Source organism: Winkia sp. C0117E2 (assembly GCF_056590455.1).
In genome coordinates, this window is sequence record NZ_JBWPWD010000007.1 from 1 (window position 1) to 23,957 (window position 23,957).

Sequence of the window (23,957 nt, forward strand, 5' to 3'; positions counted from 1 at the left end):
ACGAGGTTTCTGAAGAGACCAAGATTGCTGAGCACAAGGATCTCAATGATGCTGATCAGACTGTGACCTCGAAGAAGGTTGAGCCGAAGAATCCGGTTATCAAGACCAAGGCTTCTTTGGATGGTGATCAGGTCAAGGCTGGTGCGAAGGTTGTTGACACTGTTTCTTACGAGGATTTGATTCCTGGTAAGGAGTACACGCTTTCTGCTCAGTTGATTAACAAGGCTGATGAGTCTGTTGTTGGTGAGGGTTCTGCTAAGTTCACTCCGGAGCAGGCTTCTGGTTCTACCAAGGTTGAGATTGTTGTAAATGACTCGGTCAAGGGTGTTGTTGAGAGCGCGGTTGCGTTCGAGACTTTGACCTCGGCTGTTGTTGATAAGGATGGCAACGAGGTTTCTGAAGAGACCAAGATTGCTGAGCACAAGGATCTCAATGATGCTGATCAGACTGTGACCTCGAAGAAGCCGAACAAGCCAGGCAAGCCTGGCAAGCCCGGCAAGCCCGGTCACGAAGTTCCGAAGTGCCCGCCCGAAACCCAGACCAAGGTCGAAAAGAAGACCATCGTCGGCAAGGACGGCAAGAAGAAGCACGTGACCATCGTCAAGTGCATCAAGTCTTCCAAGACCCTAGCCAAGACCGGCTCCAACGCTGGCGTCGTGGGCGGCATTGCTGCCCTGACACTAGCCGGCGGTGCAGCACTGGTACTCGGCCAGCGTCGCAAGAAGAACTAACAACGGAACGCAGTAAGCCTCCCGCTTACTGCGTCCTAAACAGCAACTGGGATGCCGCAAAAGCGGCATCCCAGTTCTGCTTTAACCAGCCACCACCAAACTTCACACAACAAAACCAATAGGGTGCCCACCCTCCACCGCAACGGAGACGCCACTCCAAGCCCCACCGTCCACGCCAAAAGAAGTCAGGTCTCAACAACCAATAGGGCGAAGCGCTTGCCAAAGACCGTGCCATAAAAGGCTGATAACCCTGGGCAAACGCAAAACTAGAAGAGCGCACGCGACAATCCACCCCAATGGCAAACCATAGGCACCTGGGCCACCTACGCCCTCTAGAAAGCGAGCCTAAGAAAGAGCCAAGAAGACCCCATACGTTGCCTAGAACAAAAGCTGAAAGCCCTCAACTGTGAATGGCAGAAATCCTCTTATGTAGAGCCACCAACGGCTTCGGTGCCCACCAATTCCACTTACCCAGCAAAGTCATAGTGGAAGGAACCAGAAGCATGCGAACCAACGTGGCATCAACAAACACGGCCACAGCCAAAGTGAATCCGACCTGTTTGATCACCATCATGTCGCCCATAAGGAACCCAATAAAGACCAGCACCAAGATGAGCGCAGCAGAAGTAATAATCCGCCCCGACTGCTGCATGCCTACCTCGACCGCCCGATCGTTATCAGCGGTGCGATCCCAAACCTCCTTGATACGGCTAATCAGGAACACTTCATAATCCATAGCCAACCCGAAGCCGAAACAGAAGATCACCGCAACCACATAAGACTCAAGACCGCCCAAAGACTCGAAATCTAGCAGGCCTTCAAGATGTCCCTTCTGGAAGACAAACACTCCCACTCCCAACGCTGACACCAGCGACAAAGTGTTGATAATGAGGGCCTTCAGAGGAACCAATATCGACCCGGTCATCAAGAACAACAGCACGAACGTGGCACCAATAATTACCAATGCAACCCAAGGCGCGTCCTCGGCTAACGCATGAACGAAATCGATCTGGTTAGCCCCCTGTCCTGCCACCAGCACGTTGAAAGGCGCATCGGACGCAGCCGAACGCACATCCTTCGTTACCCGCTCCGCAAGACGCGAAGAGCCATCCGAGCCGCGGACGCTTGCCTCGGCGGAAACCCAACCATCGTGGGCCGCCTTCGCCCCTCGAACCTGAACAACATCCTTCATAGGCGACACGTGCTGTTTCATCCACTGATCCAAATCCTTAGCAGAAGTCTTAGCCACCACATGGATGTCGCCTATCGCAATGGCCGGATACTGCTTCTTCATATGCTTCAACGTCTGGATCTGTTGCAACTTCGCAGGCATCATCTCGGTGCCCGAATTACGCATGTGCATATCGGTAATAGGAGAAGCCATGACACCCAGCACGGCAAGGCATCCCACCAAGAAGACCCACGGATGGGAGTGGACAATGCGCGCCAAAGAAGCAAAAAGCCCATGCTCAGGCAAGTGCCCCGTTTCAGTGTGGACAAACCGCCCAACCACAGGGAGCTTCGTCAGTGGGGAAGGCCGTGCCATCTTCCGCCGAGCCAAAATAAGGATTGCGGGAGTAAGCGTGATCGCGCTAGCCATTGCTGACAAGACGACAGCCACCCCGCCAGCTCCTAAAGACTTCAGCAACTCAGGCTTGAAAACCATCAAACCGCAAATCGAAATAGCCACCGTCAAGGCGCTGAAAAATACCGTACGGCCAGCAGTGCGCAAAGTAGCTTCCAAAGAGCGCAAGTACCTGTTAGGTTCGTTGATACGACGCGCTAGTTCTTCACGGAATCTAGACACAATAAGCAGCGAATAATCAATGGAAAGGCCCAGCGAAAGTACCGAAATAATATTCAAGACAAAGGACTGCTGCGGGGCCAAATAAGTAAGACCAAGCAGCGCCGCCAGCGAAACAGCCATCGCCACCGCAGCACCCGCAAGAGGCAACATAGCCGCAATCAATCCGCCAAAAATGAACAGCATTGCAACTACTGTTAGCGGCAACGACACGACCTCGCCAGTAGCCAGATCCGAGCGAACCTGACCGACTGACTCGTCCATCACGGCTTGCTGATCCGAAACCACAATTTTTGCCTGTGGCGCCACCTTCTTTAATTGAGGTTTCCACTGGTTCATTACCGAGACCACGCGATCCCTAGCTTTATCGGGATCCGACACGCTCGTCTTATCTAGGGACACCGAAACAACGAATCCCTTGCCATCTTTAGCGAGCAACTTCTTAGAATCAGCAGCGCGCACCCGCTGCCAAGTACTCATCGATTGCAGCTTCTGCGCCTTCGCGAGCCCCTCTTTGGCATTTTTCTTCGCTGCCTCGGCCTTCTGCAGCCCCTCTGACGCCTGCCGCTGCGCCTGCTGTGCCCGGGCTCGTTCAGCCTGCATCTGCGGAGGCAGCTGAGCTAATGCACCCTGGGCCTGAGCCAGACCCTGCTGAGCCTGTTCGGCCGCAGCCTCGGCCTTCGCAAGACCGTCCTTCGCCCTCTGCGCCGCCACCTTAGGCTCCACAATGGAATCGCGCTCCTCTTCAGGCGCGAAATGCCGGACAGTGGCCAGATCCAAAGGTAAGAACGGGGAATTAACTGCAGTCACGCCCTCTAGAACACGCACCCGAGAAGCTAAATTAGCAGTAGACCGCGACAGAGCATCGGCATTCCCTGCCACGTTTACCCCGGAAATCACCGCCGAAATTGGGTAGGCCTGTTTAGTGGTCTTATCGAGGATACGTTGGCCCTGCTCGGACTCGGAACCCTGGGCCATAGGAATGTCAGAATTCAGCCTTTTCCAGATGGGCGCACCCGCCACTCCCGTAACGGAAACAGTCAGACAGGCAGCGATTATCAGTAGCCAGCTAATAATAATCGCCCGCGCATGCCTCGAAACGAACCGAGCCAGGCGGACAAACATCTGCTGCACGCTCCCTTGCGCAAAATAAGGCGAATAGTTCCCTTCCAGACTATGCCAGAAGAGAACCAGAACGGAGGGATTCTAGAAGCGCACTTGTGAGCCAAGGGCGAACGCTACAAAGCCCGGGCCGAAAGCTCCGCCTGAGTAGCTACATCAGGGAAACCATTCACCTTGTACCGCAGCGGCCAAACCGAGTCATCTATTTGAAAACCCTCCGGCCAAACCTGCCTGGCCTGGGCAAAAGAGATCTTAATAGAATCAGTAAAATCTGGTTCCTCGCCAGGCTCAGAATTAGGCAAGAAAGCGATGTAATCAGCCGCCGGCACGGAAGAAAGTGGGGCGGGAACGAGCGCAGTGAAAGAAGCCGGATGTTCTGGGCTGGCAGGATCAGCGCCAATCTCGAAGGGTGCCACCTGCCCGTACGCAGCAGGCGAAGCCTCGCACACCTTACCCTGCTGGGTGTAAGCATCCTCTAGCAGCCCCAACCTGATCTGCATCCACGTAGAAAACCCTGGATGAGTCTGCTCTAAAGCGTACTCACTCAGATCGCCAGCTCTAGAAATACTAAAAGGCAACGGGCAAATCGTGTGCTCACTGACGCCGCGCCCAACTGCCATCGTAAGTGCACTCTGAACCGCATCCACGTCCTCGTCAAAGAACCAGATGCGACGATCCGACAGCGGCATCACTAGCGGGTTCTTCCAACCACGATTATCTACGAGCCACTGCCTAGTTTTGGCAAGAGCCCCAGATAGCAGCAAGAACGCTGCGCCCTCGTCACCAGGACCCGCAATCCGCGCAGCCTCGGTTCCGCCCAACTTAGCTTCCACCAGTGGGATAGGAGCTCCCAAGACATCAGTCCTAGCTGCCAACTGCTGCTTCGCCTTGGTGACAACATTTGCCATTGCGCGCTCAAATAAAACGTCCGTATCTGCACCGATTTCCTGCGCCTTTGCATGATCTAGCAGCACCGACTGGGCCGGGGTGGCATCTTGCGGCAACCACCCAAAACCAAACCCCAACAATGCTGTAACAGGGGCAAAATACACGTTTACCCCACGGGCCCAATGCGTCAAAAATGTGGGGGTCGCCCGCAGCACCAAAGTTGCTGTGGAATATACGCGCTCAAAATCGCCCTCGGCGGGAATATTTGCCTGGGCAAACATGCTGTTAGTTACATCCATACCCCAATCCTTGCATGAACTGGCCCCATTCTTCCTAACATGGAATGGAAACTGAAATGGAGGCCACGTGGCACACAAGATGCAATTCGGCGTATTCAGCGTCGGCGACCTAACAATAGACCCCACGAGCGGAATGGTTCCCACCGAATCTGAACGCCTGCACGCGATGACCAAGATCGCTGTGCACGCCGAAGAGGTAGGCCTCGACGTATTCGCGCAAGGTGAGCATCACAACCCGCCATTCGTGCCCTCTAGCCCCACCACCATGTTGGGGTACATTGCAGCAAAAACTGAACGCATCATTCTTTCTACCTCCACCACTCTAATTACCACCAACGATCCGGTGAAACTGGCCGAAGACTACGCCATGCTGCAGCACCTGTCGGGCGGCAGGATGGACCTGATGCTAGGCCGCGGCAACACGGGGCCGGTTTACCCCTGGTTCGGGAAAGATATTCGCGACGGGATCGAACTGTCCTTTGAAAACTACGGCCTCCTGCGCAAACTTTGGGACGAAACGGACGTCTACTGGGAAGGCAAACATCGCACTCCACTACGAGGCTTCACCGCGGTGCCACGCCCTCTAGATGGAGTAGCGCCATTCGTCTGGCACGGATCTATCCGCAGCCCAGAAATTGCAGAACAAGCCGCCTACTACGGGGACGGATTCTTCCACAACAACATCTTTTGGCCCGCCTCCCATACCGCAAAGATGGTGAACCTGTACCGCGAACGCTTCGAACATTACGGGCACGGTCCAGCAAAGAAGGCCATCGTCGGTTTGGGCGGACAAGTATTCATGGCCAAGCGAAGCCAGGATGCAAAAGAAGCTTTCCGCCCCTACTTCGACAATGCGCCCGTCTACGGTGGCGGCCCCACCATGGAAGAGTTCACCGAACAGACCCCACTAACCGTAGGTTCCCCACAGGAAGTAATCGATCGTACGTTGAGCTTCCGCGAAATGGTAGGCGACTACCAGCGACAGCTATTCCTTGTTGACCACGCTGGGCTGCCACTCACCGAGGTGTTGCACCAAATCGACTTCCTTGGCGAGATCCTGCCGGTATTGCGTCGCGAGTTCGCCTCCCTTTCCGAAGAAGACGTGCCGGACGCTCCCACCCACGAATCTCTGTTGCGTCTTCGCGGTAAGGAACCGGCCCGCTCCGAGGCCAAGATTTGGCAGGAACAGACGCCAGATGCAGACCTGGTAAACGAACCACGCGAGTGGAATCAAATCAGCATCGACCTTACTGCTGGGGCCCAGACGGACGACGGCGTGGGCACTCGCGACGGCGCCGCAGCCGGCGACACGGTAACAGGTGCCTCCTTCTATCAGCAAGCTCCTAGCCGTGAGGCGGCCTTGGGAAGGGCCGACAAATGGTTGGAAGAGTCCCAAAAGTCCGGCAGTGGCACTGTTGAACAGGAAGATTCTCCGGTACAAAGCCAGGAAGCTCCCTGGTGGACCAAGAATGAACGTCGCATAGTCGTAATTCATGCGGGCATGTCAGACGCGTCCTCGTCGCGAAAACTAGCAATGCGACTGGCCAAAGAAGCTGCCGCGAAACTAGGGGCCGCCGGGCACTCAATCCAGATTCGCGAGGTAGCTTTGCGCAAGCTTGCCCGGGATCTAGCCGACAACGTTCTGACCGGATTTGGCAATGAAAAGCTGGAAGGCATAAAGGCTGCCGTAAGTGGCGCGGCTGCCCTAGTGGCAGTAACGCCCACCTACCAGGGGTCATTCTCAGGACTATTCAAACAATTCTTCGATGTGCTCGAGGACGGAGCTTTGGAAGGCAAGCCGGTCTTGCTAGGAGGCACCGGAGGTACGCCGCGCCACGCCCTCGTATTGGAACATCACCTACGTCCAGTCTTGACCTACATGCACGCCGAGACGGTGCCCACCGCCATTTTTGCTGCCACGGAAGACTGGGGGTCCAAAGCAGCTGACTCGGATGGTTCTGGTGGACAGGCACTAGCGCGCCGTATCGCTCGCGGTGCGGCCCAGCTAGCACAGCGGCTGCTCTAGCACTCTAAAATAGGCCCGCGCTCGGCGAGACAGTTAGGATTAACGGGCAACATAACTCAAACAAAAGGAGCTCCATGTCCACCCCACCTGTCGCATACGTTATAGCTGGTTCGGAAGCAACTGGCGGCGCCGGATTTCAGGTTGATCTAAAAACCTACCAGCAGCTGGGCGTCTACGGTGTGGGCACGCTTTCCTGCATCGTTGCCTTTGACCCGTCGAATAGCTGGGGACACCGCTTCCACCCGATCCCACGTGACATCATTGAAGAGTAGATTGAGGTTTCTCTTGCGTGCTTTGACGAGACAGTGATGAACACCGTTAAGGTGGGGATGCTAGGTACCCCCGATACTATCGACGCTGTTGCTCAAGGGCTTTCGCAGCGCAAATGGAAGAACGTGGTTGTTGACCCCGTACTCATTTGTAAGGGGCAAGAGCCTGGAGCTGCCCTGGATACAGATAATGCGCTGCGGGAAAAAATACTTCCTCTAGCCACCGTAGTTACGCCGAACGTATTCGAAGCCAAGACCCTCTCTGGAATGGAGCAGATCACAACAGTTGAAGAGCTAGAAGAAGCAGCCAAACGCATTGGGGAATCTGTGCCCTACGTGGTGGCAAAGGGAGGCGTGGAACTACCTGGCGACAAGGCAGTGGACGTATTGTGGGACGGTAAAGAGATAACCCGTTTTGAGGCTCCTAAGGTGGGCGAACAGCGCGTATCTGGAGCCGGTTGCACCATTGCTGCTGCGATCACAGGGGAGCTTGCCAAGGGGGCTGACATTGCGAAGGCAGTGGGAGCTGCAAAACGATTCGTGACACGCGGTATCAACGCTCGCGTAAGTGCCAATACCCCGTTCGATACAGTATGGCAAGGCGCAAACTAACCCGGGTCAAGAAGATAAGTCTTATCGATTGACTATTAAATAGGGTGGCGCCCCACGTGAGTTGCGTGGGCGCCACCCTATTTAAGCGAATTACTTGGCCTGCTTGGCAAGATTGTTCAGTAAATCTTTCAAAGAGGCGATAATAGTGTCTTTTTGGTCAGCATCGCTGCCTGCCACAACAGCGACCATGCTGCCATTAGCGCCACGTGCCATTACCGTGGATTGGGATTGCCCATCCTGAGTAGTTTCATTAATTTCCCAAATGGCCTTGTTTGCGTTTTCAACATCGATTTTCTTGTAAGTGTTGTGGAGCGTGGTGTTGTGCTTGCCGGATTTAAGAGTGATTTTGGCGCAATCGTCAGACAATGAAAGGGTCGTGTCGATGTTGTCCTCAATGTTAGTATCCTTGACCTTCACCACCTGGACTAGAAGAGCAGGAGCGTCTTGTGCCTGAACGAGGTATTCCACGCCGTGGGGGATGCCGTTTTCTATGAGCTTGTAGCACTTCTGGGGTTCAATCAGGTCCTTTACGGATTTGAGGGTTTCGGCCTTCTTTTCGGCGGCCTCCACTTGTGGGTCACCAGATTTGAAGGAGACTACCTTGTTCAACTTCTTGCCGTCTACTTTGGTGTTCTTTATGGCCGTCTCGACCTGTTGTGCGGTTAGGTTCTGCACCCCTGCCGACACGTCCTTCTTACCCCCGGCGTCTGCGGAGTCTGATGAGTTCGCGCAGGCCGATAGCGACAGGGCTAATGTTGCGGCTGCGCCTACTGCACCTAGTGAACGAAGTTTGGTCGATAGCATTCCAGGTCCTCTTCTCGTGAAAATGGGCGGCATATGGTTCTATTTATGAGCTTATTTGTTTCTCTAGATTGGGCTAGCGGTGCCCGATCTAGATTGGTTATTTCGCTTGTTTTGCCAGGTTGTTCAGGATATCTTGCAGTGCTGCAGTCATCGCTTCTTTGCTATCAGGAGAACGGCTGAGGACTGTCGCCTGGACGCTGCCAACAGTTGCTTCGGCGCGGAGCTCCTTAGAACTATTTCCGTCCTGCTCTGTAATAGTCGTTTCCCATGCTGCGGATTCGGCATTGTCAACATCTAGCTCTTGGATGGTGTGCCGCAAACGAGCACTCCACATCTGCACATCCTTGCATTCGTCCGCCAGGTCGAGTGCATTATTGAGCCTATCCGTCATGTTCATGTCTCTGGACTTAGTCAACTGGACCAGGCGGTTTTTGCCATTCTTTACCTGAACAACGTAGTCCAAATCGTTTGGGGCAGTGGTCATACTTTCGAAGCATCTTGCAGGTTTTGTATGCTCCTTTGCAGACTTGATCGTGTCTCGTGTCTGCTTCAGCATCGACTGCATGTCAGGGTCGGAGTGTACGAGCGAGGTGGCATTGACCAGTTTTTTGCCGGCGAATTCGGATTCTTTAACCGCTTCTTTAGCCTGATCTACGGTTAACTTTTCGATTGCTGCTGGCGCTTTTTTCTTTGCAGAATCGCCATCGGAGCCGTCGAAACTGATTGCGCAGGCCGACAGCGGCAGAGCGAGTGCTGCGGTTGCGCATATGCTGCAAATGGCGCGTAGCTTACGGGATATCATTTTGTTTCTCTCTACTTTGAGGGGTGTTATTTGGTTTTTTCGGCTAGCTTGTTCAAAAAATTTTGGGTAGATTCGATAATTTCATCTTTATGGAGATGATCTGTGATAAGAAAAGTCCCATTAGCAGCTGTGGTGGACATTGCCTCTTTGTCCCTCTCCGTAAAGGCCCAGGTGTCCAACGCGGCTACTTTGGCGTATCTAAGATTGAGTTTGCTGGTGTCTAAGGTTAGTGGATCCTGAAAAGCGGTAAACACGCGACATTCGCCAGCTAGCTTCAGCTTATGGCGGATCGCGTCCTCGGCGTTCAGTTCCTCATATTTATCTACTAACAGTCGGTACTTACCGTTGCCGGCTTTGATCACGTAGTCTAACCTGCCATGGCCGGGAGTAAAGAAAGAGTGATAGCACTTCCTATCCTTTGCGGGAAAGGATTCCCCTACTTTTTCCGCAAACTTGTCTTCTTGCTCAAGCCTGGCTAATTCGGGACTGTCCCCGGTTAGAAAATCTCTTACTTTTAGACCGGTGCCGCCGAAGGTGGTCTGCTCAACTGCATCCTTTACTTGCTCTGAGGGCAGTCTTTCGATCTTAGCTACTGCTTTTTTGCTCGCTAGTCCGTCGCTCGGATTGTGATGGCTGATAGTGCAGGCGGAAAGCGAAAGTGTTGCGGCGGCAATGGCGGTTGCAGCGCAGACAGTTCTTAGCTTGGGGATGAGCATCCTAGCCTTCTTAGGAAATGTGAAAAAACATACACTTTCGTATCTAGCATATGGTTTTCCAGAAAAACCGCTACTCGAAACCTCTGGAGCTAACTGGATACGTGGACTTATTCCACAAAGCCGCCCCTGGTCGCTAACGCCCGCTTGTCGCTATCGTTCCTTGCCGCGAAAGGCGAGATTGCCCTGGCTGCGCTAGTCCACTCGCGCAACGGAGGAGCTGCGAGCGAAACGCTTCCGCACCTTCACAAAGAACCAGATAATAAGCCCAACCAATGCTGCAACCAGCAAAAGAGCCACTACGGGAACGAGTACTGCCGAGAAGGATAGGGCGGCCGCAACTGCGTCTTCTCCGGTAGATACGACAGGGGCGGCGAGTCCCACAGTAGACGCGTTCCACACCGGTCGTGAAGAAGACTTAAAAAAGTGGATCCCGAGCGCCACCGCGAAGCCAACAACTAGGGCGATCCAAGTTGACGGCTGCCGAAAAGCCTCGGAGGTGGTGAGCTGCTCGACGCCGTTTTCTCCGGTTGCTGAATTGAGGCCGGAAGCAAACATGAGGCCGCCGGAGGTAGGGCGAATAACCGTCTGAATGGCGTCGTTGATGGTGTCGACAGCTGGAACCTTGTCTGCCACAATCTCTATTACTAAGAGGACGGCAACGATGCCCAGTAGGATCGGATCAGACAGCCACTGCCAGGCTTGTGGCAGAGTAATCACTGAGGTGAAGCGGGCCAGAAGCCCGAACACCAGCATGGGGATGTATGCGTTTAGTCCTGACGCTGAAGAAAGCCCTAAGGCGGTAAAAAGTTCCATCAAACAAGATTGTATGGCGAAAGCCTCTGTGCTGCCGAATAATTCAGGACGCAAAAAGAACTAAATGAGTTGTAGCGCCGCAGGAAGTGGCGCTACAACGTTTTAGGAAACCTGATCCCAGTTTACGCTGACTCCAGCCTTAGCCGCCCATCCATTCTCTTATTAGCCTTCACTAGCTGTTTCGTAACCGGGCGGTTAGCGTACGTTGCTTGGTGGGGTGTAGCAGAATGAACGGCTACGGTGAGGCTGCGGCTCGCCCTCGGCGCGTAGAAAAAAACTACAGCGGTGGTGGACTACTATCGAACATATGGAGCAGATCTGCGATATTCGTCCGAAAGTTACACCCGTTTGTTTGTCTGAAGTTTTGGAAGGGCTTTCTTGGGACGGCCCTGCTGAAGCAGGCAAAGTCAAGGTGTCTGGGGTTAGTGTTTCTACCCACGACATTGATAAAGGCTGGGTTTTTGTTGCGATTAAGGGCTATTCCCATCACGGTATTGAACACGCAGCAGTGGCGGTACGTCATGGAGCGGTAGCGATAATTACCGACAGCGAGGGCGCAACTCGAGTAGGCGAAGGCTTTCCGGTGCCCGTAATTACCGTGGCTGATCCTCGTAGCGCGGTAGCGCCTATTGCGTGCGCGATTTATAAGAACCCTGCAAAAGATCTGGTGACAGCGACAGTTACCGGCACAAACGGGAAAACTACGACTACCTATTTACTTAGAGCGCTGCTCGGCGTGGATCATCCGCACGCCGCCCTGTGCGGTACCAACGAGGTCTCGGTAGGCCAGCACCAGATTATTGCCTCGCGCACTACCGCTGAGGCGCCCGTGCTGCAACGTTTCTTGGCCTCCGCGCGCGAACAAAATCTAGGAGGAGCAGTCATCGAGACTTCCTCGCATGCCTTGTCGTTGCACCGTGTTGACGGAATCTGTTTTGACGTAGCCGGGTTTACGAATCTGCAACACGATCATCTGGATTACTACGGCGACATGGATACGTATTTTGCGGCTAAGGCGCAACTGTTCACCCCGGGTCACGCCAAACGCGCGGTAGTGTGTGTTGATGACAAGTGGGGAAAGAAGATGGCTCAGGTCAGTCAGATTCCTACGGTTACTGTGGCCGCTCTTAGCCAGAGCGAAGCAGACTGGCAGGTAAGCGACATTCACGCCGATCAAGAATCTATGCGTACAGTCTTCACCCTCACTGGCCCGGAGGGGCAAACCGGCCAGGTCGCCTCCCCCGTGTTAGGCGAAGTGAACGTGCAAAATTGCGCGGTAACAATTGTGTGCGGCGTGCAGTTGGGCTACGACCTCCAGGACGCCATCAAGGCGGTCGAGGGCGCTAAACAGGTGCCCGGGCGGATGCAGAAAGTTAATCCGACTCCTGCTCCGGGGCAACCGCTAGTGATTGCTGACTACGCCCACACCCCGGAAGGGCTGGACTGGACTCTAAAATCGGTTCGTGAAATGACCTCGGGCAAAGTTGTCATCGTCTTTGGTACAGACGGAGATAGGGATCCCTCTAAGCGCGAGGATCTAGCTGAAGTAGCTGCCCGTAGGGCTGACATTTTGTGGGTTACTGACGAGAACCCGCGTACGGAGGATCCCCAGTCTATCCGTGACTACCTGATTCGCGGGGTTAAGAGGGTCCGTCCGGACATGAACAACGTCACCGAGATAACCACCTGCCGCCGTGATGCGGTGCGTAAGGCCATCCTCAACTCCACTGAGGGAGACATCGTCATGTTAACCGGTAAGGGGATTGAGTGGTACCAAGATATCGAGAACATTAAACACACGTATTCCGATATCGATACCGCAGCCGAAATTCTTGAACGCGACCCTCGTCGCGAAGAAAAATAGGATTTCTAAAAAGTAGAGGGCGTTGCCGTGTGGTGACGTCCTCTATCTTGTAAGTCATGTTTTGAAGGGGTCTCCACCAGGGGGGCCGCCTTAGGTAGGCTATTAAACGTTGACAGTATTCTTCGTGTTGACCTGATTGTTGAAGGAGAAGTAATGGCAATCCCTACACCCCAGGCCGGATCGGCCGACATTGGCGTAATGGGCATGGGCGTAATGGGCTCAAATTTGGCCCGGAACCTAGCCCGCAACGGATACAAGGTGGCGATTACGAACCGTACTCCTGCCAGGACTGAACGAGTTCTCGAAAACCATGGCGACGAGGGCACTTTCATTCTATCCCAGAATGTAGAGGATTTCATTGCTTCGTTGGAAAAGCCGCGAGTCGCAATCATTATGGTTAAGGCAGGCTCGGCTACGGACGCTTGCATCGACCAGTTCAAGCAGTACATGGAAGAGGGCGACATTGTTGTTGACTGCGGTAACTCCCTCTTTAGTGACACTCGCCGACGCGAAGCAGAATTGAAGGCCGCCGGGCTGCATTTCGTGGGTGCCGGTGTCTCTGGTGGGGAAGAAGGGGCGCTGTTAGGGCCGGCCATCATGCCAGGGGGATCCAAGTGGGCTTACGATCGCCTCGGCCCCATGTTCGAGAAGATCTCTGCGCATGTGGAAGGTGAGCCTTGCTGCACTCATGTCGGTTCTGACGGGGCCGGCCACTTCGTGAAGATGGTTCACAACGGCATTGAGTATGCTGACATGCAGGTTATTGGTGAAGCTTACGATCTGTTGCGCCGCGCCCTTGGACTGACGCCGGCAGAGGTTGGCGATATTTTCCGCGAATGGAACAAGGGCGACCTGGATTCCTACCTGATGGAGATCACTGCAGAGGTGCTAACTCAGGTTGACGCTGAAACTGGCAAACCGCTGGTAGACCTGATTCAGGATGCCGCTGGCCAGAAGGGCACGGGCATGTGGACTGTACAGACCGCCCTCGACCTGGCTGTACCCGTTACCGGCATTGGCGAGGCCACCTTCGCTCGCGGCCTGTCGTCCTCGCCAGAGCAGCGTGAAGCTGCCCAGGGCCTCGCAGGGCATGAAGAGGAATGGCAGGTGCAGGACCGCGATGCCTTCATCGAGGACGTGCGTAAAGCGCTATTCGCCTCCAAGATAGTGGCCTACTCGCAGGGCTTCAACGAGATCCAGGCGGCTGCTAAGGAATATGACTGGGATATTAAAAATGGGGACATGGCTCGCATTTGGCGAGGTGGCTGCATTATTCGCGCCCGCTTCCTGAACGACATTACTAAGGCGTTCCAGAAGAATCCTGATCTGCCCTTGCTGATCGCTGACGATTACTTCTACGACAAGATTCAGGAGTGCTTGCCCGCATGGCGGCGCGTGGTAGCTGCGGCTGCGTTGCATGGTGCGCCAGCTCCCGTGTTCTCTTCCTCCCTTTCTTACTATGACGGGATTCGTGCGAAACGGCTACCAGCTGCTCTTATTCAGGGGCAACGCGACTTCTTTGGTTCGCACACCTACAAGCGTGTGGATAAGGAAGGCATCTTCCACACTCTGTGGGCGGAGGAAGGACGTCCGGAGGAACAGTGGTAAGTCGAGCTTAGAGATTAGCTCGGAATAGCTAACTGAACAGGCTAAATATATTCCACGGCTTGGCTGAAATGAAATGCGTTATATTTTTCAGCCAGCCGTGGATTTAGGTTTAGACTGGTTGCGGTATTTGTTGCGGTCTACTTCCGGAGGTTTCCCTTGTCATCGACGCAACAGTTAGAAAGGCCGACTGCTGCCGAAATGGATCCCGAACAATTGCGCGTAGCGAAGCGTGCAGCATTTTCGGGCTTTATGGGATCGACAATTGAATATTTCGATCTAATTGCATTTGCCACCGCATCGGCGCTGGTTTTCTCGCATTTGTTCTTTGAATCCATGGGGGAACGCGGAGCAGCTATCGCATCGTTCGCTACTTTTGGGTTAGCCTACGTCGCCCGGCCGGTTGGTGCCGTTCTTTTTGGAAGTCTTGGGGACCGCCATGGGCGCGCCCAAACACTGATCTACACGTTAACATTGATGGGGGCTGCCACTTTCTTGATTGGCTGTCTGCCCACCCCAAGGACTGCTGGTATTGCAGCCCCTATTATGCTTGTTGTCCTGCGCCTTGCGCAGGGCATTTCTGCAGGTGGTGAGCAGGCTGCGGCCATGACCTTGGCGTCTGAGCATGCACCTAGCGACAAGCGCGCCCTGTACTCGGGGTGGATTATGTTGGGCATTGCGGCTGGCACTGCTTTGGGATCTGCAGCTTTCGTTCCGGTTACCGCTTTCGGGCAAGAATTCTTGCTTTCGTGGGGCTGGCGGATTCCGTTTTGGATTATTGGCCCCCTTTCTTTATTTACTCTGTATATTCGCCGTACTGTTGGCGACGCTCCGGTATATCAAAGCGCCGAGGACGAAGCTTCTACATTGTCCACGAAAGCCCAGCTAATTGAGGTATTTACTAAGCACTGGAAAGCGGTGTTGCGCGTAATTTTCTGTACCTTGATGACACTTACCGGTTCCATGTCTACGGTATTTAGCGTCAGCTATGCGGTTGATTATCAGCAACTCTCTGCGCCGAAGATGTTGGCAATTATTAGTGCGATGTCGGTGGCGGCGCTGGTATGTGGTCCTCCTGGGGCAGCCCTGTCTGACCGTATTGGCCGCAGGCCGGTATTTGGCATTGGTGTACTGGTTATTGGTGCAATGTTCTTTGTTTTCTTTGCGGCGATTGAAACTCGCAATTACCTGTACATTTCTTTAGCCTTCTTTGGTGTTATGTGCGCGGCGAACGTGTGTAACTCGGTACAGGGCACGCTGTTTACCGAAATTTTCCCGACCCGTGTGCGCGCCACCGGATATGCAGTTGGTTTGCAGGTGGGTTTGTTGCTGGTGGGATTTGCTCCTACGCTTGCTGCTGCAATCGTGCAGCCTGGTCACCGCGGCTGGCTGCCTGCGTGGATCATGCTTGCTATTGGTATGTGCCTCGCGTCGGCCGCAGCTTGGCTGGGTCGTGAGACTCAGGGATCCTCCTTGTACAGCGAGGACTAGTATTTGCTGAATTGGCGGGCGTGGACGGTTGCTGTTCACGCCCGCCAATTTTTTGCGGGGCTGGAGCCTTTTTGCTGCAGCGTTTCTATGACGAATACGTCTTTAGATAGGGCAAATTTGTCCCTGCTTTGAAGCGTCGCTTTGGCGCCCTCGGACAGGCGGCGGCCCCCCACAAACGTGCCGTTGGTGGAACCTAGATCAGATATTTGGAAGGTTCCGTCCGGTAGCACGTCGATCTGGGCATGCTTTCGTGATACGTCCGAATTTCCCCCCATGTGGATGTCGCAGGTGGCGGAGCGGCCTATGACAGCTTGCCGCATCCGCGCTATTGCCATGCGTCCATCGCGTATGCGAGTGACGGTGAAGGCGGTGCGTTCTGGAGCGGGAGCGCTAACAGGGGTAGGTTCTTTTTCCTGAGGAACTTTCAAAATTGTGGCATCACCTGCTGGGATGACGGTTGCATCATCCGGCGTCGGGGAGGGCTGCTGGGGCTTTGTCGCAGCAGGTAACTGAAGTTTTGTTGCAGGTGCGGCGGCGGAAGAAGAGGTAGCCGAATCTGAAAAGGCCTGCCAAATGAATTGCCGCATCTTGTCAGGCGAGGGCGCAGGCGAGGCGAACGCGTAATCGCGCAGTGGCGCCAGGGCGCGGGCGTGCGAAGGAACAGCCTTGATTAGTGCGTTTATTAGCTGCCCTAGACTGTCGCGCCCAGATTTGTCGATGATCAGCGAGGTGATCAGGATGAAGCTGGCAAGTTTTGTATCGGGGGCGATCAACACGTGCCTAGGGGCGAACAGGAGGCCTTTGGGGTTTACGTGGTTGTTAGTGCACAGTTCAATGGCGTCGCAGGCGGTGAGGAGGAGGTTGCGGGCGAATCCTTCGGTGATGTGTTTGCCCCGCAGTATGCCTTTTAGCGGTAACAGGTCAGTGGCGTTGTAGTAAAGGAAGCTGCCTTTTTCGGTAGTTTCGTAACGAAAAGTGGCGAGCAGATCAGATGGGTCTCCTGCTAGCCATTGCGCCGCCAGATGATCTAGGGGCTGGGTGGCGGGCAGCGTTACGGTGAAAGTGACGGTGCCGGTAGAACGATCGGTGTTCAGCTTTGTTTTCATTGGTCTTCACGAAGAATGCAATAAACGTGTGCAGCGCCATCGTATACGCCTTGTCAGGTTAGATGCGAGAAAGGATTTCTCAGGTGCAGGCGAGCGGACGCACATCACATTCACGGCTGGCTACTTTTCGCCTTCCGTTCACTTTAACTTAACCGAAAGACGGTAGTTTTCCCCTGTATGTCCGCTGGGCCTTTTGAACCCATGCGGCTGGCGCCAGCAGGACTTAGGTAAATACATACATCTAGGGGAGCACTGTGGTCGCAACGGACACAGTAGTGGGCAAACGCTACAAGATCCTGACCAAGATTGGTTCGGGCGGAATGTCCGAGGTCTACTTGGCCATTGACTCGTCGCTGAATAAGCAGTGGGCAGTAAAGCAGATTAAGAACATGTCGGATGCTACTCGCCGCGACATGGTGGTCAGGTCTCTTACTGTGGAAGCGAATATGATCAAGCAATTTGATCACCCTGCTATCCCGCGCATCGTTGACCTGATCGAGGAATCCGGTTCGCTGTTCGTAGTAATGGATTACGTGGAGGGGCGGACCCTGGCGCAGATCCTGAAGGATGACGGCCCTTTAGAAGAAGAACAGGTTGCTGACATCAGTATTCAGCTCTGCGACGTGTTGGATTACTTGCACAGGCGCAAACCTCCGGTAGTTTACCGCGATATCAAACCGTCGAACATCATGGTCACTCCGGATGGGACGGTAAAACTCATCGACTTTGGTATTGCTAAAGAGGTCGGCTCCCCGGAAAGTAGCGAGGCTTTACTTGGCGATTCCCGGGAACTGGGCACCCCCGGCTTTGGTAGCCCGGAACAGTTCAAGGATGCTAAGAGCGTGGATACGCGTAGCGACATTTATTCGCTCGGCGCCACCATTTTCTACCTGCTCACTGGTAGGCACCCAAAGAACGATGGGCTGGTTCCGCTACGGCAAGTTGACCCCGACCTAACACTGGGATTCGAGCGAATCGTTGGCAAGGCCACCCAGAAAGACCCGCAACTGCGTTACCAAAACGGCGCGGAAATGGCTTACGCCCTCGCGCATTACAAGGAGGCCGACGACGAATACCAGCGCGGCCTTGCGGGGCGATGGTGGAAATTTTTGGGAACCCTTATTGCGGCTGGGGCCTGTTTGGCACTAGCGCTAATTTGTTGGGGGCTTGGGTACTGGGCAAACTCGCGCGATTTCAACGCCCTGATGCAAACGGGCGATCAGATTTCTGAGAAGGATGAAGCGCTGCAGTACTACTTGAAGGCGGCTGACGTAAAACCGGCGGATCCCGATCCCTACTATTCGCTGATGGACCGCTTTACCGCGGATAATCGTTTTGATGGGGATGAAGAGCGCACCTATAACTCTGCCCTAACCGAACATTCTAAGTCCCTGCAAAAAGATCAACAGTCCTGGTCGCAGCTAGCTTTTGATACCGGAAAACTCTACTGGTACTACTACGCTGACCAATCCCTTTTGGGGGATGAGGCTAATGGCCTGAACATGAATGACGAGCAGCTGGTTCGGTATGCGCGAATTCGAAATGCTTCAAAGTGGATGCACTACGCGGCAGACGACAAGATGTTCAAAAACAATCGCATTGCTTCCGTGTACGCCGACATCGCAGATTTCAACTCCCAGATTGTGCCGCTAATCAACGAGGGATCCGATGCCGGCCATTACAAGCCCTACTTCGGGTCCTTGCAGCGGCTAGTTGACATCGCTTCGGAAGAAGATAACTCGGTGGTAAAGCTCGAGGTTGCCAACTTTGTGTTGGATGCCTTGCAGGTGTACCCGCGCAACTTCAGGGCAGACAAGGTAGCCATGAGCGACATGACGTCTCTTGAGAAGAAAGTGGAGACCATGGCCCGTAAGGTAACCCCCACAACTGACCACCTAGATAAGCAGAAGAAGAAGGCGACGAAGGCATTCGGGCCGACCAAGGCAGCAATCGAGAACGCTTTCGTGGACGTAAAAGGGGAGGCCAAATGAGCTCCGCACAGTGGCAGACCGTAGCTGGCATTTTTCTTGCGCTAGCCATTGTGCTTGCGCTTATAGCCGCCTACCTATACCGCAAACTCGATATTGCGCAGGTGCGCGATTCTAGGAACGGCAAGCGGATGGCCGAGGAGATTAGCAAGCTTCGCAAGCAGCGCCGGGGCACCTGGGCGGTAGCAGCCGAAGAAGTAACCAGTCTGCGGCCCAAACCGCAGCAAATCCAGGTTCATTCTGTAGACGAACCAGCCATTGACCCCGATGAAGATAAGACTTCACTGGCCGGGGAAGGCCTGGTCCAGGAAGTAGACGACGAGGGCGTAACCTCGCTTGCCTCTTCCGGCTCCACGGCTGTAATGGGAAGGGAAGAATAATGTTGTTGACTCGCCGCTTTGTACTGGCAGCTTTAACGTCGTTTCTGCTCGCACTAGGATCACTGGCCGCGTTGGGATTTAGTGCGCTCGCGGCAGATGAACCGGCGCCTGGAAACAGTGCTGAACCTTCCTCGCAGGCGTCTACTACCAAGGAGCCAACTTCGCCTGATTCGCCTAAGCCGACCGATCCGCCTGCAAAGGTGAAACCCGTCCTGGGAGTGTCTTTGTACACCAAGGAAGGTAAGGTTATCCGCCCATATGAAGGCAAAACGTTGAAGGGCAAGCAAGAGATCTATGTGGGCGCCACTGTAAAAGACGAATACTTCCAAGATTTTGAAAAGAAGAGGGATAAGGAAGATCGCGACGTAGTTGAGGTGGGTATGTCAGGCGGGGGAGTGTCACAGTGGATTCCCCTGTCCTCTAAACATTTCCTGAAGAAGCCCGGCGAGCCTGCCCTCACCTACTGGACGCCGGCTACCTCCGCAACTCACCTCGCCAAGTTTGTGGTGCCGCCTAACCACGGTGCGAAGTTGACCTTTACGGCTAGGCCCGCTGAGGCGATAGCTAACCAAGACGAGTGGGACGAGAAGACGAATAAAACTGTGACGGCCGTAGTAGATACCGTTGCCCCTAAATTTACGGGCATTGCGTATATACAGGTCGCGGGGGACGAATCGCTTCGTGAAGAAGGACAGGAAGTAAGTGTAACCGGCCCCCGCAGTATTCGGGTAGCTGCCGAAGATCAGGTGCCTGAAGGAGTAGCTACTGGGGATGAGGATCCGATCAGAGACCCGAAAATAACCGCAAGCTATGCCGGTAGCCCGTTACGTGTTGAAAAACATAAGCCGTTCAACTACGACATTGTGCTGTCCAAGCCGGGCAAGTACGAGCTTGGCCTTCTAAAAATAACCGCCACCGACAAGGTGGGTAACTGGAACACTAAAACTGCAGCTACGATTCGCAAACGGAATATGAAGGATCTTCCCTTCCCAAGTTCTATTCAGATTAGATCGAAGGAAAAATCTGACGTCCAGGTAGTAGTGGACAGGAAGATAGTTGCTGGCAAGGATGCACATCAGGCGGACGTTCCTACCTATGTTGCCCGCGATTCTAGCGTGTACGTGCGGTCGCGGAAACAGGAGTTTGCGGAAAAGCTTGAAAAGCTGCGCGCCAGTCTACTACTGCATCAGTCGGAGTCTAAGAGAATTAATCTGCTTAGGGTAACGCGCGAAGAGGGCGAGCCGGGCGAGGTAGTTGGTCCGGTAGACGTGTGCCCATTCGAAAGAAACTCCCAGCTGCCTACGCGGGACCCTGACGGTTACTTTTACTACAAATGCCCCGACAAGATATTTGGATCGGTGAATTCCCCCGATACCGACATGAAGCAGCGAAACGGTAAATACACCTTCTCGCCCACCAGCGAAGAACCGTTGGGGCTGTTCAACCCTGGTTCGGTGATCCTTGACGGGAAGAAACCGCAGGTGAGTTTCAAGGGTGGGCCGTCCCAATCCGGACACAATAAGTTCATTCCGAAGATCCCCAAGCTGAAAATCAAGGACAATCCGTACCAGAACCTTTCTGCCATGGTGGTTTCGCAAAAGACTGGGTCTACTCAGTACGCGTTCTATTTCTGGGACGAGCTGCCGGAGGGACAGTTGACAGCCAAGCAGAAGAATGAGGCCGGACGATTTTCAGACACGCCAAACACTTCAGGCCTGAACAAGTCGACATTGCGGGTAGAACTGCCTGCCCCTAGAGACTTGACGGGAAAGGAAATTGGTCCTGCAAAGACATTGACCCCCGACAATCCTGGGGGCGAGCTTGTGGGGCCCGACAGGAACAACTTGGCGGCCTTCCAGATAAATGCAGAGGGTTTGTACAGGATGGATCAGATCAAGGTTCACATTGCTGACAACGCCGGCAACATGCTAGAGGTGCCATTGGCAAAGCTCCTTGGTGACAAGGTTAAGTATGACGTGCTGGTGGTAGACCGCCGCGAGACCTCGGTGCAAGGTGCGCAGGTGAGGGTGCAGAAGGCTAAAGGAACGCCTGAATCGACGAGTCCAGAGCTGTATTACCGCGGCGACGTAAATATCAGCTACACCGTTTCTGACCGGTGGTTCCCGTTGTATGTGACTCAAGAGGATCTGCCTGCAGGTTTCTTTTCAATTGAGCTGAAAGAGCACCCCAAAGACCCAGCTAGTCGATACCAGGTCGTGCCGCAAAAGTTTAGCTTTAACGAATTTGTGCAGGTAGAACGCGACAGGTGGCAGCTTGGCGGGATTAAGCTCCCAAGGGCAAAAGATAACCCGAAGATGCCAAAAGAGGGCGCATACAACCTGAAGTGGGCCTACCGCGGATTCGCTGAAGAGAAGACGGAAGGTAACGTCGAAAAGTCCTTCACCATCGATTACACCGGCCCGAAACTAGGGAAGCTGCAGGTAAGCCCCACCGGGGTGGTCCATGCGCCATGGATTTTCGCTTCTTCGACTTTCGAAGCAACGCTGGGGGAAATTGAGGATACCGTCTCTGGTATTGACGATAAAGCACTCGGATTCAAGTACTACGAATCTAATATGGCTGACTCTGCTAAGCCTGCGCTAGGTTTTTCTAACGTACTTGCAGACCAAGAGCGCAACCCCAAGCCAAAGTTGCAGTACAAAGCCGTGAAAGCGGACATGATTGGTACTGCTACTTTCCGGATGAGTGGTGACAGCCAGAGGCTGCGTTTTGATCAGACCGCTATTGGGCTAACTGACAAGGCAGGCAATCCCGCCGACACTGGTTACCTTGGAGAATTCAAGGATTCTGATTTGCCCACTGACAAGCAAGGCAAGCGTCCGGTGGGAGTTGTTGTAGACAAATCGGCTCCAACAGTAGAGGTTGCCTTTGACAACAACAATGCGCGTAACCAGAAGTATTACAAAGCTGGCCGAACAGCCACGGTGACCGTCAAAGAATCTAACTTTGACCTGCTGCGCAAGCTAGACAGGGCGCAGGTGGTAGTTACCAACAGCCGCGACGGCAATGCCTTCACCGTGCCTGTAGAGCAGTTCGAAAACCCGTCGGGTGACAAGAGGACGTGGGTGTACCGGCACCGTTACGACGCGGATGGTGACTGGAAGCTACGCGCGGAAGTCACTGACCTAGCCGGGCGCAAGTCGAATGCGGTCGAGGACGAATTCGTCCTCGACAAGCTAGAGCCCCAGCTGACAGTCACTTTTGACAATAACCATCCAACCAACGGCATGTACTACAACCACCCGCGCACCGCCACTGTGACGATTGTTGACCGCAACTTCTCGCAGGCCGATTCCCCGGTTGTGGTGCAGGCCCGAGACGATGCGGGGAGGCCAACTGGGGCGCCCTCGGGAGGCTGGGCGAAGACGGGTAAGGACACTTGGAGCATGCGCATCCCGTTCACGGGCGAATCCCATTACGCGCTGCTGGCGAAGGCTACTGACATGGCAGGAAATGCGGCGCACGAAGTAAAGGAACCCGAATTTGTCATCGACACGACCAAACCCGAAATAAAAATCGGTGGAGTCGAAAACCTTACAGCCTATTCCGGAACGGTACGGCCGGTGGTGGTAGCTGACGACACTAACCTGGACCATTCCAGGGTCGAATACAGGCTGAATGGCAACTACCGCGGAGCCGTTACCGACCTGCTAACCAGGACAAAGGAATCGGACAACCACGAAGAGATCATCTATGACGATTTCGATCGCGACCCCAAGGTAGATGACATCTACCAGCTAAATGCCAAGGTCACAGACATGGCCGGCAACTCCACGGAGGTAATGAAGACCTTCTCGGTAAACCGGTTCGGCTCTACCTACCTATTTGAGGGAAATACCGGCAACCTGCGCGGCAAATATTTGGACGCGCCACAAAACGTCCAAGTCACAGAGGTGAACGTATCCGGCCTCGAAAATAACCTGACCCAGGTGCAGGTGGCCAAGAACGACCAGCTGCAAACGCTCAGCCCCGAATCGTATTCCCGCATAGGGCAGACCACTAAGGCAGGGTGGAGCGCCACCAAATACACGATTCCCGCAAAGCTGTTCAATAAGGCTGGCTATTACCGCGTGCTCTTCTCTTCCATAGACAAGGCAGGCAACCTGTCGCAGAACACCATGGACAAGAAGAACGAAGCGCACAATGCTACGGCGGAGTTGAAGTTTGCCATAGACAAACAGAAACCACAGGTGCGCACCGGAGCACTTGAATCCAACAAGGTGTACTACGACGAGTCCAAGGACATCGACGTCAATGCGAAAGACAACTTGGCGCTGTCCGCAGCACAGATCGAGGTCGACGGACAGGTAGTGCGCACATGGGACGGCGCCGAGCTGGACAAGAACGTTCCCGCGTACAGGCTGGCAGCGGACGCTCAGCCCCACGACATCACCTTGCGAGTGCAGGATAAGGCCGGCAACGAGTCGGTGGCCGCCTACTCCAACGTGGTAGTTGCAAGGAGCTTCTGGCGTTACCTCCTAGCCAACCCGCTACTACTAGCCGGTGTCCTAGTAGGCGCAGCATTGGTGGGAATCGGACTGATTGCACTGATAGTCGCCCTGGTGCGCCGCCGTCGCAGGCTGGCCTACCGGCACAACCCCTTCGGCATGTAGAGG

15 protein-coding genes and 1 pseudogene are annotated in these 23,957 nt (G+C 54.3%); 9 read left to right on the forward strand and 7 right to left on the reverse strand.

All coding sequences use genetic code 11. The features are described 5' to 3' along the window. The coding region (locus tag AC1EKG_RS09475; RefSeq protein WP_285444597.1) for a VaFE repeat-containing surface-anchored protein at window positions 1-731 on the forward strand (731 nt) is incomplete at its 5' end. 400 nt (window positions 732-1,131) lie between these two features. On the opposite strand, the gene AC1EKG_RS09480 is transcribed toward AC1EKG_RS09475, so the two are convergent. Beyond that, entirely contained in the window at window positions 1,132-3,660 is a 2,529-nt protein-coding gene (locus AC1EKG_RS09480; protein WP_004807104.1) for an MMPL family transporter, read from the reverse strand. A 113-nt stretch (window positions 3,661-3,773) separates the two neighbouring features. Beyond that, window positions 3,774-4,844, reverse strand: a complete 1,071-nt coding sequence (locus tag AC1EKG_RS09485) for a hypothetical protein (protein ID WP_004807101.1) — start codon at window positions 4,842-4,844, stop codon at window positions 3,774-3,776. A 67-nt stretch (window positions 4,845-4,911) separates the two neighbouring features. Here AC1EKG_RS09485 and AC1EKG_RS09490 point away from each other — a divergent pair, with 67 nt between their 5' ends. After that, complete coding sequence (locus AC1EKG_RS09490) at window positions 4,912-6,870, forward strand: CE1758 family FMN-dependent luciferase-like monooxygenase (RefSeq protein WP_004807098.1); 1,959 nt, start codon at window positions 4,912-4,914, stop codon at window positions 6,868-6,870. 74 nt (window positions 6,871-6,944) lie between these two features. Continuing rightward, window positions 6,945-7,751: pseudogene (locus tag AC1EKG_RS09495) on the forward strand (hydroxymethylpyrimidine/phosphomethylpyrimidine kinase). 90 nt (window positions 7,752-7,841) lie between these two features. Here AC1EKG_RS09495 and AC1EKG_RS09500 read toward each other — a convergent pair. The 4 genes from AC1EKG_RS09500 to AC1EKG_RS09515 all read right to left on the reverse strand — a co-directional run bounded on the left by AC1EKG_RS09500 (window position 7,842) and on the right by AC1EKG_RS09515 (window position 10,886). Further along, window positions 7,842-8,555, reverse strand: a complete 714-nt coding sequence (locus tag AC1EKG_RS09500) for a hypothetical protein (protein WP_004807092.1) — start codon at window positions 8,553-8,555, stop codon at window positions 7,842-7,844. 97 nt (window positions 8,556-8,652) lie between these two features. After that, window positions 8,653-9,357 (reverse strand): hypothetical protein, encoded by a 705-nt coding sequence (locus tag AC1EKG_RS09505; RefSeq protein ID WP_004807091.1) that lies wholly within the window; start codon window positions 9,355-9,357, stop codon window positions 8,653-8,655. 26 nt (window positions 9,358-9,383) lie between these two features. Then, on the reverse strand, window positions 9,384-10,073 hold the full coding sequence (locus AC1EKG_RS09510; RefSeq protein ID WP_004807089.1) for a hypothetical protein: 690 nt from the start codon (window positions 10,071-10,073) through the stop codon (window positions 9,384-9,386). A 192-nt stretch (window positions 10,074-10,265) separates the two neighbouring features. Next, window positions 10,266-10,886: a DUF4126 domain-containing protein gene (locus AC1EKG_RS09515; RefSeq protein ID WP_004807087.1), complete on the reverse strand. Its 621-nt coding sequence runs from the start codon at window positions 10,884-10,886 to the stop codon at window positions 10,266-10,268. A gap of 307 nt (window positions 10,887-11,193) precedes the next feature. Between AC1EKG_RS09515 and AC1EKG_RS09520 the strand changes: the two genes are divergently transcribed. The 3 genes from AC1EKG_RS09520 to AC1EKG_RS09530 all read left to right on the forward strand — a co-directional run bounded on the left by AC1EKG_RS09520 (window position 11,194) and on the right by AC1EKG_RS09530 (window position 15,846). Then, complete coding sequence (locus AC1EKG_RS09520; protein ID WP_004807084.1) at window positions 11,194-12,750, forward strand: UDP-N-acetylmuramoyl-L-alanyl-D-glutamate--2,6-diaminopimelate ligase; 1,557 nt, start codon at window positions 11,194-11,196, stop codon at window positions 12,748-12,750. A 153-nt stretch (window positions 12,751-12,903) separates the two neighbouring features. Further along, window positions 12,904-14,358, forward strand: a complete 1,455-nt coding sequence (gndA, locus tag AC1EKG_RS09525) for an NADP-dependent phosphogluconate dehydrogenase (RefSeq protein ID WP_004807083.1) — start codon at window positions 12,904-12,906, stop codon at window positions 14,356-14,358. A gap of 156 nt (window positions 14,359-14,514) precedes the next feature. Then, window positions 14,515-15,846 carry an MFS transporter gene (locus tag AC1EKG_RS09530; RefSeq protein WP_004807080.1) on the forward strand — a complete coding sequence of 444 codons (1,332 nt, stop codon included), beginning with the start codon at window positions 14,515-14,517 and terminating at the stop codon, window positions 15,844-15,846. 35 nt (window positions 15,847-15,881) lie between these two features. Here the strand turns inward: AC1EKG_RS09530 and AC1EKG_RS09535 are convergent, their stop codons facing one another. Further along, window positions 15,882-16,952, reverse strand: a complete 1,071-nt coding sequence (locus AC1EKG_RS09535; protein WP_004807077.1) for an FHA domain-containing protein — start codon at window positions 16,950-16,952, stop codon at window positions 15,882-15,884. 254 nt (window positions 16,953-17,206) lie between these two features. Here AC1EKG_RS09535 and AC1EKG_RS09540 point away from each other — a divergent pair, with 254 nt between their 5' ends. From AC1EKG_RS09540 to AC1EKG_RS09550, 3 genes are read left to right on the forward strand one after another with little or no spacing between them, the layout of a single operon-like run. Further along, entirely contained in the window at window positions 17,207-18,943 is a 1,737-nt protein-coding gene (locus AC1EKG_RS09540) for a serine/threonine protein kinase (RefSeq protein WP_048706732.1), read from the forward strand. Continuing rightward, a complete protein-coding gene (locus tag AC1EKG_RS09545) occupies window positions 18,940-19,320 on the forward strand; it encodes a hypothetical protein (RefSeq protein WP_048706730.1) in 381 nt (126 codons plus the stop codon). The genes AC1EKG_RS09540 and AC1EKG_RS09545 overlap by 4 nt, the downstream gene beginning before the upstream one ends. Then, window positions 19,320-23,954, forward strand: a complete 4,635-nt coding sequence (locus AC1EKG_RS09550) for an Ig-like domain repeat protein (RefSeq protein WP_102201846.1) — start codon at window positions 19,320-19,322, stop codon at window positions 23,952-23,954. Before AC1EKG_RS09545 ends, AC1EKG_RS09550 begins: the two co-directional genes overlap by 1 nt. The last annotated feature ends 3 nt before the right edge of the window (window positions 23,955-23,957 follow it).

Coding starts and splice junctions, on each gene's coding strand:
- AC1EKG_RS09515 (WP_004807087.1), bottom strand. CDS start 10,886: ATGGAACTTTTTACCGCCTTAGGGCTTTCTTCAGCGTCAGGACTAAAC.
- AC1EKG_RS09535 (WP_004807077.1), bottom strand. CDS start 16,952: ATGAAAACAAAGCTGAACACCGATCGTTCTACCGGCACCGTCACTTTC.
- gndA (WP_004807083.1), top strand. CDS start 12,904: ATGGCAATCCCTACACCCCAGGCCGGATCGGCCGACATTGGCGTAATG.
- AC1EKG_RS09500 (WP_004807092.1), bottom strand. CDS start 8,555: ATGCTATCGACCAAACTTCGTTCACTAGGTGCAGTAGGCGCAGCCGCA.
- AC1EKG_RS09505 (WP_004807091.1), bottom strand. CDS start 9,357: ATGATATCCCGTAAGCTACGCGCCATTTGCAGCATATGCGCAACCGCA.
- AC1EKG_RS09520 (WP_004807084.1), top strand. CDS start 11,194: ATGGAGCAGATCTGCGATATTCGTCCGAAAGTTACACCCGTTTGTTTG.
- AC1EKG_RS09510 (WP_004807089.1), bottom strand. CDS start 10,073: ATGCTCATCCCCAAGCTAAGAACTGTCTGCGCTGCAACCGCCATTGCC.
- AC1EKG_RS09485 (WP_004807101.1), bottom strand. CDS start 4,844: ATGGATGTAACTAACAGCATGTTTGCCCAGGCAAATATTCCCGCCGAG.
- AC1EKG_RS09480 (WP_004807104.1), bottom strand. CDS start 3,660: ATGTTTGTCCGCCTGGCTCGGTTCGTTTCGAGGCATGCGCGGGCGATT.
- AC1EKG_RS09550 (WP_102201846.1), top strand. CDS start 19,320: ATGTTGTTGACTCGCCGCTTTGTACTGGCAGCTTTAACGTCGTTTCTG.
- AC1EKG_RS09545 (WP_048706730.1), top strand. CDS start 18,940: ATGAGCTCCGCACAGTGGCAGACCGTAGCTGGCATTTTTCTTGCGCTA.